Origin of the sequence: Pseudofulvimonas gallinarii, from assembly GCF_004343305.1 — a bacterium.
GTDB lineage: Bacteria > Pseudomonadota > Gammaproteobacteria > Xanthomonadales > UBA2363 > Pseudofulvimonas > Pseudofulvimonas gallinarii.
This window is the reverse complement of record NZ_SMAF01000028.1, coordinates 1-12,705: the sequence shown is the minus strand read 5'-3', so window position 1 is coordinate 12,705 and position 12,705 is coordinate 1. Positions and strand designations below refer to the sequence as shown.

Below are 12,705 nucleotides of genomic sequence, written 5' to 3'. Positions count from 1 at the left end.
CCAGACTTCGTCACGCCCACGCAGGCCGCACACCAGACCTCGTCACTCCCGCGAAGGCCGCACACCCCAACCTCGTCATGCCCGCGAAGGCCGTACACCCCAACCTCGTCATGCCCGCGAAGGCGGGCATCCAGCGGCTGTGGCGAAGAAGCACTGGACACCCGCCTGCGCGGGTGTGACGGCGCTGTGTTTTGGCGGGCGATGCAATCCCGGCCTCTGCGGCTTCGGTGGACGATGCGCGTTCGGCCACTTCGAGGCGGAATCGCGACCGCACATCCGGACTACCTCATCCCTGCGCAGACCGCACACCCAAACCTCGCCATGCCCGCGCAGGCCGCGCACTCCAACCTCGTCATGCCCGCGCAGGCGGGGAACCTGTCTTCCGTGCACGCATACGATCTGGATGCCCGACTGCACGGGCATGACAGGTAATGCGGCGGGCGGCGATCAGGCGCACCGCGGCGCTGCCCGGAGCGGGACGATCCTGGAAGACAGCAGCGCGCGCTTCGGGCTTGTCATCCCCGGAAGCCGGGTTCCAGCCGCTCTGTCACGCACGCACTGGATGCGCGCCTTCGCGGGCATGACAGGTAATGCGGCGGGCGGCGATCCGGCGCACCGCGGCGCTGCCCGAAGCGGGACGATCCTGGAAGACAGAGCGCGCGCTTCGGGCTTGTCATCCCCGGAAGCCGGGATCCAGCCGCTCTGTCACGCACGCACTGGATGCGCGCCTTCGCGGGCATGACAGCAAGGAGCCGGTCGACGACGCGGGCTGACAGCATGGCGCCGGTCGACGACGCGGGCATGACAGCAAAGGAGCCGGTGGACGACAGGGGCATTCCCGGGACTCGCCGCACCGACTGCACGTTCACGGAACGGCGTCGCGACAACACCGTCGTTGGCCTCAGCCGGCGAATCGCTGTCAGGGGACGCCGGTTGCGCCGCCGTCGCCGTCCCTGGCCCTCAGCCGGCGAAGCCGCCGCTGTCGAGGAACGCCTGTTCCGCCGCCGTCGTCTCGCGTCCGAGCACGGCGTTGCGGTGCGGATAGCGGCCGAAGCGCACGATGATGTCGCGGTGTTCGATGGCGAACGGCAACGAGGGCCCGCCCAGTGTTTCGTACAGCGCCACCGAAGCGTCCTGGTCGGCGAGGTCCTCAGAATGCATCAGCGGCAGGTACACGAACGTGCGCAGCGCCGGCTCGACCTGACGGTCGATCCCGGCCGCGACGATGCGGCGGGTATACCTGCGTGCCAGCGGATCGGTGGCGAACATGTGCGCCGTGCCGCGGAAGGCGTTGCGCGGGAACTGGTCGAGCAGCAGCAACAGCGCGACGGCACCGTCAGGCGTCTCCGCCCAGTGCTCGCAGCGGCGCGCCGCCGCTGCCATGTGGTCGCCAAGGTGGCGCTCGCGGAACCGGGCATCGAAACCGTCGTCCTTGCCGAACCAGCGCTCCGGGCCGGCCTCGCGCCAGAACGCCATGACCGCGGCGATGGCCGCGGCATCGTCCGCCACATCACCGGCCATCAGAAACGGATCCGGCCGGTGAGGATGTCCTTGAACATCACCCAGTCGCCGATGAGGCTGTACAGCGGGTAGGTGAAAGTGGCCGGCCGGTTGCGCTCGAAGAAGAAATGGCCGACCCATGCGAAGCCGTAGCCGACCAGTGGCACTGCCAGCAGCCACCACGGCGCCAGCAGCCGGGCGATGACCAGGGCGACCAGGACGACAATCAGGGCACTGCCGACGAAATGCAGGCGTCGGCAGGTCGGATCACGGTGTTCGTTCAGGTAGAACGGGTAGAACTCTCGGAAAGTGGCGTAGCGTTGGCTCATGCCCTTGATGATAGGCAGGGCGGCCCCACGCTTCATGTTGCGGGCCAGCAATCCGGCCGGCGCGCCGAGGCCATCCAATAGACAGAGCCTATCGAAACGATCCTGTATTTCGATTTGATCTATCTATCGTGGCACTCTAGGATGCCCAACGTCATCTATCACTTCCCTCCAACCAACGAGGATCCATGCGATGTCGCTGATCAACACCAAGATTCCCGCCTTCAAGGCGAACGCCTTCCACAACGGCAAGTTCGTTGAAGTCTCCGACGCCTCGATGAAGGGCAAGTGGTCCGTCATGATCTTCATGCCGGCCGCCTTCACCTTCAACTGCCCGACCGAAATCGAAGACGCGGCCGAGCACTACGCCGAGTTCGAAAAGCTGGGCGCCGAGGTCTACATCGTCACCACCGACACCCAGTTCTCGCACAAGGTGTGGCACGAGACCTCGCCGGCCGTCGGCAAGGCGAAGTTCCCGCTGGTTGGCGATCCGACCCACCAGCTGACCAAGGCCTTCGGCGTGCACATCGAGGAAGAAGGCCTGGCCCTGCGCGGCACCTTCGTGATCGATCCGGAAGGCACGATCAAGACCCTGGAGATCCATGACAACGCCATTGCCCGCGACGTCACCGAGACCCTGCGCAAGCTGAAGGCCGCGCAGTACGTCGCCGCCCATCCGAACGAGGTCTGCCCGGCCAAGTGGAAGGAAGGCGAGAAGACCCTGACGCCGTCGCTGGACCTGGTCGGCAAGATCTGATCCACCCGCACCACAGCGGCCCCGTGCGCGGGCGGCCTCCTCCACCGCCCCGCGCACCGCACGCATCCCTCCGGGGATGTTTGCGGCAGCAGTCGGCCATCGACCACTCCTGCCGCAAGCGTCCCCGCCCACCTGATCCAGCGGAGTCCCGCCATGCTCGACGAAACCCTCAAGACCCAACTCAGCGCCTACCTCGAAAAGCTGGTGCAGCCGATCGAGCTGGTCTCGTCGCTGGACGACGGCGACAAGTCGAAGGAGCTGGGCGAACTGCTCGACCAGATCGCCAGCCTGTCCGACCTCATCACCCACGTACGCCGCGACGACGACGCACGCCGTCCGTCCTTCGCCATCGGCCGCACCGGCAGCGATGTCCAGGTGCGCTTCGCCGGCATCCCGATGGGCCACGAGTTCACCTCGCTGGTGCTGGCCCTGCTGCAGGTCGGCGGCCATCCGCCGCGCGTCGAGCCTGACGTCATCGAACAGATCCGCGCCCTCGACGGCGACTACCTGTTCGAAACCTATTTCTCGCTGAGCTGCCAGAACTGCCCGGACACCGTGCAGGCGCTCAACGTGATGAGCGTGATCAATCCACGGATCCGCCACGTCGCCATCGACGGCGCCCTGTTCCAGGCCGAGGTCAACGCCCGCGAAGTGATGTCGGTGCCGACTGTGTTCCTCAATGGCCAGCCGTTCGACAGCGGCCGCATGAGCGTCGAGCAGATCGTCGCCAGGCTGGACACCGGTGCCGCCGCGCGTGCCGCCGAACAGATCCGGGCCAAGGACGCCTTCGACGTGCTGGTGGTCGGCGGTGGTCCGGCCGGCAGCGCCGCGGCGATCTACGCCGCGCGCAAGGGCATCCGCACCGGCGTCGCCGCCGAGCGCTTCGGTGGCCAGGTGCTGGACACGCTGTCGATCGAGAACTTCATTTCCGTCAACCACACCGAAGGCCCGAAGCTGGCCAACGCGCTGGAGAACCATGTCCGCGACTACGACGTGGACATCATGAACCTGCAACGCGCGACGAAGCTGATCCCGGCGAGCGAACCGGGTGGCCTGGTCGAGGTCGAGCTGGAAAACGGCGCCTCGCTGAAGTCGCGTGCGGTGGTCCTTTCCACCGGCGCGCGCTGGCGGCAGATGAACGTGCCCGGCGAGAACGAATACCGCAACAAGGGCGTGGCCTACTGCCCGCACTGCGACGGCCCGCTGTTCAAGGGCAAGCGCGTGGCGGTGATCGGCGGCGGCAACTCCGGCGTCGAGGCGGCCATCGACCTGGCCGGCATCGTCGCCCATGTCACGCTGATCGAGTTCGACAGCAAGCTGCGCGCCGACGAGGTCCTGCAGCGCAAGCTGCGCAGCCTGCCGAACGTGGACATCATCACCAGCGCCTGCACGACGCAGGTCCTTGGTGACGGCCAGCGCGTGACCGGCCTGTCCTACCGCGACCGCGGCGACGACAGCCAGCACGAGCTGCAGCTGGAAGGCATCTTCGTGCAGATCGGCCTGCTGCCGAACACCGAATGGCTCAAGGGAACGGTGGCGCTGTCGCCGCGCGGTGAAATCGTCATCGACGAGCGTGGCCAGACCAGCGTGCCGGGCGTGTTCGCCGCCGGCGACTGCACCACGGTGCCGTACAAGCAGATCGTCATCGCCATGGGCGCCGGTTCGACCGCCGCCCTGTCGGCCTTCGACTACCTGATCCGCACCAGCTCGCCGGCGAAGCAGGACGACGCACTCGCCGCCTGAGCATGAAGGCCCGGCTGCGACCGCCGCCGGGCCGTTTCACCTGCATCCGTCGGGAGCTGCCTTCGCCATGAACCTGCGTGATCTCGGCTACCTCGTCGCCCTCGCCGAACACCGCCATTTCGGTCGCGCCGCGGAAGCCAGCTTCGTCAGCCAGCCGACGCTGTCCATGCAGATCAGGAAGCTCGAGGACGAACTTGGCGTCGAACTGATCGAGCGGCATCCGCGCCACCTGCTGCTGACACCCGCCGGCGAACGCGCGGTTGAACGCGCCCGCGTCATCCTGCGTGAAGCCGAGCAGATCCGCGAAGACGCGCGTCGCAGCCGCTCACCCGAAGCCGGCAGCCTGCGCGTCGGCCTGTTCCCGACCCTGGGCCCGTACCTGCTGCCGCATGTGGTCTCCAGCGTTCGCCAGCGTTTCCCGGAACTGGAACTGCTGCTGGTCGAGGAAAAAACCGAAGACGTGCTGCGGCTGCTGCGCGAAGGCCAGCTCGATGCCGGCATCCTCGCCTTGCCGGTCAACAGCGACCAGCTGCATGTGGAACCGCTGTTCGAGGAACCTTTCGTGCTGGCGGTGCCGCAGGACCATCCGCTCGCCGCCAGCGCAGGGCCGCTGCCGGTTTCCGCCATCGAAGGCGAGAACCTGCTGCTGCTCGAGGATGGCCATTGCCTGCGCCACCAGGCGCTGGAAGTCTGCCACCTGGCGGGCGCCGGCGAACGCAGCGGTTTCCGTGCCACCAGCCTGGAAACGTTGCGGCAGATGGTCGCCGCCGGCGTCGGCATGACGCTGCTGCCGCTGCTGGCTGTACAGCCGCCGGTCGCCGTGTCCGGGTCGATCCGCCTGATTCCCTTCGAATCGCCGGCGCCCAGCCGCCGCATCGCCATGCTCTGGCGCAGCTCCAGCGCGCGTCGCGAATTCCTGCCGAAGCTGGCCGAAGTCTTCCGCACCCTGCCCGCCGGCCTGCTCGATCCGGCCACCGCGATTGCCCGCCAAGGGCCCGCCTGAGCCGACCCCGACATCCCGCGCGGACCTCAGCCACCAGCACGTCATCCCGTCCAGGCCGGACGCCCGCACCCGTCACCCCGCAGCTCCAAATCCGCCCGCCACCGCACCCAGGCGGGACAACGCCAGCTCGTCATCCGCGCAGGTGGACCAGCGCGTCATCCCCTCTCAGACGGGAAAATGCGAGGCCGTCATCCCCGCGCAGGCGGAATCCAGTCGCTCTTTCACGCAATGCACTGGATGCCCGCCTTCGCGGGCATGACGGACTTTCAGGCTGGCGGCGTACACGCGGCACTGCGTCACTACCGGGCGCGGGAAAACAGACCGCGCTTCTGTCGCGTCATCCCCGCGCAGGCGGAATACACCAGCGCGGCATCCCGCCTTGGGCTGGAAAACGCGAGGGCGTCATCCGCTCGGACTGGACACCATCAGCTCGTCATCCCCGCGAAGGCGGGGATCCAGTCGCTCTTTCACGCAAAGCGCTGGATGCCCGCCTTCGCGGGCATGACGGACTTTCAGGCTGGCGGCGTACACGCGGCGCTGCGTCACTACCGGGCGCGGGAAAACAGACCGCGCTTCTGTCGCGTCATCCCCGCGCAGGCGGAATCCACCAGCGCGGCATCCCGCCTTGGGCTGGAAAACGCGAGCGCGTCATCCCCGCTCAGGCTGGATACCGCCAGCTCGTCATCCCCGCGAAGGCGGGGATCCAGTCGCTCTTTCACGCAAAGCACTGGATGCCCGCCTTCGCGGGCATGACGGACTTTGAGGCTGGCGGCGAACACATCGCTTCGCCGCGCATTACCGGATGCGCGCGCGTGCGGGCATGACGGACGGGACTTTTCGCCTCAGACACGGACGTCTCGAAACGCCCGCGTTCGCCTCATGACAGGGCCCCGCATCGCATGCCCACCCGCATGACGGCAGTCAGCTGACGACGCCGAGTTCGCGGCCGACGCGGGTAAAGGCATCCACCGCCAGGTCGAGGTGCTCGCGCGCATGCGCCGCGCTCATCTGCGTGCGGATGCGCGCCTGGCCCTGCGGCACGACCGGGAAGAAGAAGCCGATCGCATAGATGCCTTCGTCGAGCAGGCGCGCCGCGAATCGCTGTGCCAGCGGCGCGTCGTACAGCATCACCGGGACGATCGGATGTTCGCCAGGACGCAGCTCGAAACCGGCTTCGGTCATGCGCTGACGGAAGTACGCCGTGTTCTCGACCAGCGTGCGGCGCAGGTCGTCGGCGCCAGACAGCATGTCGAACACTTTGATGCCGGCGGCCACCACTGGCGGCGGCAGCGAGTTCGAGAACAGGTAGGGACGCGAGCGCTGGCGCAACATGCCGATCACTTCGGCGCGACCGGTGGTGAAGCCACCCAGCGCGCCGCCGAGCGCCTTGCCCAGCGTGCCGGTGATGATGTCGATCTTCTCCAGCACGCCCTTCACTTCCGCCGACCCGCGACCGGTGGCGCCGAGGAAGCCGGTGGCGTGGCATTCGTCAATGTGGACCAGCGCCTCGTACTTCGCCGCCAGCGCCGTGATCTCGTCCAGCGGCGCGATGTAGCCGTCCATGGAGAACACGCCATCGGTGGAGATCAGGATGTTGCGGGCCCCATCGGCGCGCGCCTGCTTCAGCTGCTTCTCCAGGTCGGCCATGTCGCAGTTGCCGTAGCGGTAACGTCTGGCCTTGCACAGGCGCACGCCGTCGATGATCGAGGCGTGGTTGAGGCTGTCGGACACGATCGCGTCCTCCTCGCCCAGCAGCGGCTCGAACAGGCCGCCGTTGGCGTCGAAGCAGGCGGCATAGAGGATGGTGTCCTGCTTGCCGAAGAAGGCGGCGATCTTCGCCTCCAGTTCCTTGTGCAGGTCCTGCGTGCCGCAGATGAAACGCACGCTGGCCATGCCGAAGCCATGGCTGTCCAGCGCCGCCTTGGCGGCGGCGATGACCTCCGGATGGTCTGCCAGGCCCAGATAGTTGTTGGCGCAGAAATTCAGCACGTCACGGCCGTCGTCAAGGCGGATCTGCGCCGTCTGCGGGCTGGTGATGATGCGTTCGGACTTGAACAGACCCTGTTCACGGATCGATTCGAGTTCGGCGGCGTAACGGGCGATGGCGGCGGGCGCAGCAGTCATGGGCAGGACATCCTCGGCAGGTGGTTCGCCCGCCATTGTCCCGCAAACGCCGGCCGCGGCGCAGGCCGGAAGTGGCGACGGTCCGTCGCAGGTACTAGTCTTCCGGGCTTTCCGCCCGGCAATTGGGAGCGCCCGCCATGCTGCGACACAGCATCACCCTGTTGGTCCTCGCCTCGCTGGCTACCGCCGGCCACGCCGCCGAAGGCGTCAAGCCGCGCCAGGCGGATCCCGCCTATCTGGCGACCATCGTCGATGACGAGCCCAACCCGCTGCCGCGGCATCGCGCACCGTGGGAACGCGCGGTCGAACCATGGGAAATCCGCGGCGCGACCGCGCCACCGGAGGGTTATGTCCGGGCGCAGGCCGAGTACGAATACAACCAGGGCATTTTTATTCGCTGGGGCTCTTTCAACGCCCTCCATACCTCAATGGTCGTTCCGATTACGACCGCCGAGAAGCCGGCGAAAGTCTGGATTGTGGTGAGTGGGCAGACGCAGGAAAACTCGGCCCGATCCGTTTTGCAGGGTGGAGGCGCCAATCTCGACTATGTCGAATTCATCCAGCGCCCTTCCGACAGTGTCTGGATCCGTGACTATGGTCCACGCTTCATCGAGAACGACGGTGAGCTGGCCATCTCCGACCATACCTACAACCGCAATCGCCCGAACGACAACCTGGTGCCTTCGGCGGTTGCATCTCTCTGGGACGTGTCGCTGTTCGATACTGGCCTTCGCCATGGCGGCGGGAACTTCCATCTTTTCCGCAATCGCGATGCCTTCATGACGTCGCTGATCTTTGACTCCGTGGAAGGCAACCCCGCACTCACTGAGCAAGACGTCATTGATCGCTACGCCGACCATCAAGGTCTGAACCTGACCATTACCGACCCGCTTCCCAAGTCATACGACAGCACCCAGCACATCGACATGTGGATGCTGCCGGTCGGCGACGACAAGGTGATCATTGGCGAATATGCGGCCAGTGAAGGCGGTGGCGTGCCGCGGGCAGTGACTGAAGCCACAGCCGCAGATATGGCCGCGCGGGGTTACACCGTGTTCCGCACGCCCGGCTGGCGCGCCAGCAATGCCCACCACACCTATACGAACTCGGTGATCGTCAACAAGACGGTGCTGGTCTGCCAATTTGCTGGCTATCCCACGCAGAACGCGCAGGCCGTGTCCGTTTTCGAGGAGGCGATGCCTTATCACGACATCGTCCCCATCGACTGCAGCGACATCATCGGCCTGAGCGGCGCCATCCACTGCATCGTCATGCACGTGCCGCATCCGGTGCTGTTCCGCGACACCTTTGACGGACACAGCTACTGATGCATCGTCCGACTCAACCCGTCGCCGGTTCCGTGCCGGCGACGGCATAGGGCACGCGCGTCACCACTTCCCAGCCGCGCCGCGTCAGTTCGCGCAGGGCGCGATCGGACAGCGTGCCGGTCAACAACAGCAGGCGCGGGCCCGTTGACAGCGCCGGCTGCTCGAAGAATCCGGCGGCGGTTTCCGTCCAGCTGAGGAAATCGATCGGGAGCGGCAGCACGAGGCGACCGTCGCGCGTGGCCAGCGTCAGGCCGGCGCCGACGGTATCGATCTGCGCTCCGCGTCCGACCTCGCCGAGGTAACCGCCGGCCAGTCGCAGTGCATTGGCCATGAAGCGTGCCTCGACGTCGTGGTCGGCGGCCAGTGCCAGGTCGAGCAGGTGTTCACAACCGCTCCGCGGTGCCAGCGCGTCCAGCGCGTCCACCAGCCGCGTCTGCACGCTGGCCAGGAAGGCGCGGTGGCGGATGAAGCGACGCAGCTGGAACCCGTCGCCGCACCAGCGCTCGAGCACCTCGCGGTTGCGTGCTCGCAGGTCTTCGGGATCCATCGACCACACCAGCTCGTTGACGCGTTCGCCCTGGCCGAACGCTTCACGGGTGCCTGCCGGCAGGAAACCCAGCAGCTGGTCGACGCCGAACTGTCCCGCCGCCGCGCTCCAGGCGAGGCGGTCGAGTCGTTCATTGAGTGCCGGGTTGCGCGTGGCGGTATAGGGATCGATGCCCAGGTGTCGCGCCAGCGCGCGGCGCGCGCTGCCGTGGCTGACCGCGTCTTCCGCCTGGCGCACCACTTCGCGACCGGCGCTGGCGTACCAGGGCCGGTCGGGGCGCGGAGGTCGATGCGCGCGGCCGCCGGTCATCGGACCATCGACCGCTTCGGGATCACCATCGTTGCGCGCACCGTGGGCGATGCGGTCGCCATGCTTGCGGAAACGACCACCCCACTTCGCCAGTTCCTTCTGGAAGTAGCGCAGCACGCCGGCCGGCAAGCCGGCGATGCTGCCCAGCGGATCGCGCACGACCTGCGTGACGGCGCGGGCGCGACTGCCGGCGCTGTCGGCGGCGGCACGCAGGAAGGCTTCGCCGTGACCGACAGTATCCAGTGCATTCAGCGCCGCCATCTCGATGGCGCGCTCCTCCAGCAACTCGATGCTGTCGGCGATCAATGGCCCATCATCGGTGAGCAGCGTGAAGCGTGCCATGAAGCCGACCACCGGCACCTGCGCCTCGACGCGGTAACCCGGCCCGGCCAGCAATGCCGGCGACACCAGCGTCGCCGCCGCCAGCACCGGCTCGGATTCGAAGGCCGCTGCCTCTTCGCCGCGCAACGGCAAGGCTGTCATCGCCGTCATCGCGGCAAGCAGGATCGCGGGTCGGATATGGCGGCGCATGGACGTTCGAAGGAAACCAGGCATCAGGGCTGCGCATGATGCCGCCTGCCGATGAACCGCATCCAACGCGGCGGCACCGGCCGGCGTCACGCCCGCGCCGCGTGGACAGCACTGCCTCGAACTGCCACCATGCGCTGGCTGACACCATGCGGGGGAATGGACAATGTGGAACCGGTCAATGCTTTTGCTGCTGACACTTCTGGCCAGCACTGCCGCCCAGGCGCGCTGTCCGACACTGTCCGATCTTTCCTGGGAGATGACGCCGACCGGAAGCAGCTACGAGGCATCGTTCCGGCTGACCGTCTATGGCGAAGTGTTCTGGGGCTTCAACGGCACCGTCGACGGGAGCACCATCAGCCTTGACGCCTGGTTCACCCATTAACAGCTTCCTCCGCCGGCCACCGTGCGTTTCACGACGCTCGAGTTGCCGCCCGGCGACTACCAGCTCGTCCTGCAAGGCTTCCAGGCCGGCTATCCGACCGATTACTGCCCGGCGCAGACGAGGTCGCTGCGTGTCGGAACGCCACAGGCGCAGCCGGTGGATGCGCTCGGGGGCATCGGTACCGCACTGCTCGCATTGCTGGCGCTGTGCCTGGCCCTGCGGCACCGCCCCCGCCCAGGATAGACACGCCGCGAGAACTGCCGATCCCGCGCCCTTGTAGACGGGTAGCTTGCTGCCCGCTGCGGCCGCCAGGCCGCTTTGCACAACAGGCACCGAAAGCAAAAGCGCGCGCAGCAAGCTACGCATTTGAGAATGTCCCGGGATGGCATCTCGGCTTGTGGCTGTGCGCCGTGTTTGCAGCCTTTGTCGGGCCGTGGCGCGGAGTACGCCTGCGGGTATCAGGACAAGGTCAGCGCGGCCTGTAGAAACGGCGCGAGCCAACAATGATCCACGTGCACACGACCATCCCGGTAACGACCAGTACCAGGGCCAACGCGCCTTCCGATGGACGTCCCAGACCTGCCCACAACGCATTCGCCAAAGCTCCCAACGGCAACAGCAGGGCACGCCGCGCCGCCCAGCGGTTCAGGGCCACCGGCCTTGTGACACGATCGTAGTCGACGTTGGAAAGGGATCTGCGCGAGCCTGACAGATACATCATGGCGACGATCCCCGCGAGAACCGCAAAGGCGATAATGTGGGGCACGGCCGCGCCCAGATCGAACACTACGTCCATGAGCAGACCACCTTGCCGCACTGGCCGGCGTCCATCAGGTCGAAACCGCGCTGGAAGTCCTCGATGCGGATCTGGTGCGTCAGCACCTTGCCCAGCGGGAAACCGGTCAGCACCATCTGCGTCATCTTGTACCAGGTCTCGTACATGCGCCGGCCATAGATGCCGTGCAGAACCAGGCCCTTGAAGATGACCTTGTCCCAGTCGATACCGGCGCCCCTGGGCAGGATACCCAGCAGCGCGATCCTGCCGCCGTGGTACATGCAGTCGAGCATGTCGTTGAAGGCGTGGGCGTTGCCGCTCATTTCCAGGCCGACGTCGAAGCCTTCCATGTGCAGGTCGTTCATGACCTCGCGCAGCGATTGCTTGCCGACATTGACCACGCGCGTGGCGCCCATGTCGGCGGCGAGCTTCAGGCGGTAATCGTTGATATCGGTGACGACGACGTTGCGCGCACCGACATGCTTGGCGATGCCCGCAGCGATGATGCCGATCGGGCCGGCGCCGGTGATCAGCACGTCCTCGCCGATCAGGTCGAACTCCAGGGCGCAGTGCGCGGCGTTGCCGTAGGGATCGAAGAACGCCGCCAGCTCACTGGGAATCTGGTCGGGGATCGGCCACAGGTTGCTGGCCGGCACGGCGATGTACTCGGCGAAGGCGCCAGGGCGGTTGACGCCGATGCCGACAGTGTTCGGACACAGGTGCTGGCGACCGGCGCGACAGTTGCGGCAGCGGCCGCAGACGATATGGCCTTCGGCGGAGACGCGCTGACCGACCTCGTAGCCGTGCACCGCCGAACCCACCTCGGCGATGCGGCCGACGAACTCGTGGCCGATGACCAGTCCGGGCTGGATCGTGCGCTGCGACCACTCGTCCCATTTGTAGATGTGCAGGTCGGTGCCGCAGATGGCCGTCTTCTCGACCTTGACCAGCACATCGTTGGGGCCGATCTGCGGCACCGGCACGCGCTCCAGCCAGATGCCGGGGCCGGCCTCGCGCTTGACCAGGGCGTTCATCATCTCGGACATGGCGGCATTTCCGGGCACAGGTTCGGGGGCGGCAATTATACGACCCCGTGACCTGCACCCGGAGCCTGGCCGCGCAGCCTGCGATCATGAAAACGCGCGCGAGGGGGCGTCGTCCGCACGCGGTCGGCACTGCAACGGCTGAGTCACCACCGGATGTGGCCATGTCGAATCTGGCCGACGACTGAATGCAAACCCGCACGGCTCCGGCGCGCGTTGTCCGGTTGCGCGAGGATCGCCGGCTTACTCATAAGTCAGTAAATTAGGGAACCAATGTCCGCCAGTGCTGTCCAACCCGACATGAAGAGAGACGGACGCAAGGTATCGCGAGCGGCGC

General features: G+C 66.7%; 12 protein-coding genes. 6 read left to right on the top strand and 6 right to left on the bottom strand.

Features of this window, described 5'->3' with window-relative positions; genetic code table 11:
• Positions 1-960 precede the first annotated feature (960 nt).
• Both EDC25_RS13240 and EDC25_RS13235 read right to left on the bottom strand, forming a co-directional pair.
• Entirely contained in the window at positions 961-1,521 is a 561-nt protein-coding gene (locus tag EDC25_RS13240; protein WP_123521208.1) for a DUF924 family protein, read from the bottom strand.
• Positions 1,521-1,829 carry an Mpo1-like protein gene (locus EDC25_RS13235; protein ID WP_123521218.1) on the bottom strand — a complete coding sequence of 103 codons (309 nt, stop codon included), beginning with the start codon at positions 1,827-1,829 and terminating at the stop codon, positions 1,521-1,523. Before EDC25_RS13235 ends, EDC25_RS13240 begins: the two co-directional genes overlap by 1 nt.
• A 190-nt stretch (positions 1,830-2,019) precedes the next feature.
• On the opposite strand from EDC25_RS13235, the gene ahpC reads away from it, so the two are divergent.
• The 3 genes from ahpC to EDC25_RS13220 all read left to right on the top strand — a co-directional run bounded on the left by ahpC (position 2,020) and on the right by EDC25_RS13220 (position 5,329).
• Complete coding sequence (gene ahpC, locus EDC25_RS13230) at positions 2,020-2,583, top strand: alkyl hydroperoxide reductase subunit C (protein ID WP_123521209.1); 564 nt, start codon at positions 2,020-2,022, stop codon at positions 2,581-2,583.
• Between the two features lie 153 nt (positions 2,584-2,736).
• Positions 2,737-4,326 (top strand): alkyl hydroperoxide reductase subunit F, encoded by a 1,590-nt coding sequence (ahpF, locus tag EDC25_RS13225; RefSeq protein WP_123521210.1) that lies wholly within the window; start codon positions 2,737-2,739, stop codon positions 4,324-4,326.
• Positions 4,327-4,393: 67 nt separating this feature from the next.
• Complete coding sequence (locus tag EDC25_RS13220) at positions 4,394-5,329, top strand: LysR substrate-binding domain-containing protein (protein ID WP_123521211.1); 936 nt, start codon at positions 4,394-4,396, stop codon at positions 5,327-5,329.
• Positions 5,330-6,250: 921 nt separating this feature from the next.
• Here the strand turns inward: EDC25_RS13220 and kbl are convergent.
• Positions 6,251-7,453 carry a glycine C-acetyltransferase gene (gene kbl, locus EDC25_RS13215; protein WP_123521219.1) on the bottom strand — a complete coding sequence of 401 codons (1,203 nt, stop codon included), beginning with the start codon at positions 7,451-7,453 and terminating at the stop codon, positions 6,251-6,253.
• Positions 7,454-7,590: 137 nt separating this feature from the next.
• Here kbl and EDC25_RS13210 point away from each other — a divergent pair, with 137 nt between their 5' ends.
• Entirely contained in the window at positions 7,591-8,781 is a 1,191-nt protein-coding gene (locus tag EDC25_RS13210) for an agmatine deiminase family protein (RefSeq protein WP_123521212.1), read from the top strand.
• 13 nt (positions 8,782-8,794) lie between these two features.
• Here EDC25_RS13210 and EDC25_RS13205 read toward each other — a convergent pair whose 3' ends face one another.
• Positions 8,795-10,168 carry a hypothetical protein gene (locus tag EDC25_RS13205; protein ID WP_123521213.1) on the bottom strand — a complete coding sequence of 458 codons (1,374 nt, stop codon included), beginning with the start codon at positions 10,166-10,168 and terminating at the stop codon, positions 8,795-8,797.
• Positions 10,169-10,346: 178 nt separating this feature from the next.
• Between EDC25_RS13205 and EDC25_RS13200 the strand changes: the two genes are divergently transcribed.
• Positions 10,347-10,550 carry a hypothetical protein gene (locus tag EDC25_RS13200; RefSeq protein ID WP_123521214.1) on the top strand — a complete coding sequence of 68 codons (204 nt, stop codon included), beginning with the start codon at positions 10,347-10,349 and terminating at the stop codon, positions 10,548-10,550.
• Positions 10,551-10,571: 21 nt separating this feature from the next.
• Complete coding sequence (locus EDC25_RS13195; RefSeq protein ID WP_123521215.1) at positions 10,572-10,793, top strand: hypothetical protein; 222 nt, start codon at positions 10,572-10,574, stop codon at positions 10,791-10,793.
• 226 nt (positions 10,794-11,019) lie between these two features.
• On the opposite strand, the gene EDC25_RS13190 is transcribed toward EDC25_RS13195, so the two are convergent.
• Together EDC25_RS13190 and tdh are read right to left on the bottom strand one after the other, a co-directional pair.
• Positions 11,020-11,346 carry a hypothetical protein gene (locus EDC25_RS13190; RefSeq protein WP_123521216.1) on the bottom strand — a complete coding sequence of 109 codons (327 nt, stop codon included), beginning with the start codon at positions 11,344-11,346 and terminating at the stop codon, positions 11,020-11,022.
• Entirely contained in the window at positions 11,337-12,359 is a 1,023-nt protein-coding gene (gene tdh / locus EDC25_RS13185; protein ID WP_123521220.1) for an L-threonine 3-dehydrogenase, read from the bottom strand. The genes EDC25_RS13190 and tdh overlap by 10 nt, the downstream gene beginning before the upstream one ends.
• Between the last annotated feature and the right edge of the window lie 346 nt (positions 12,360-12,705).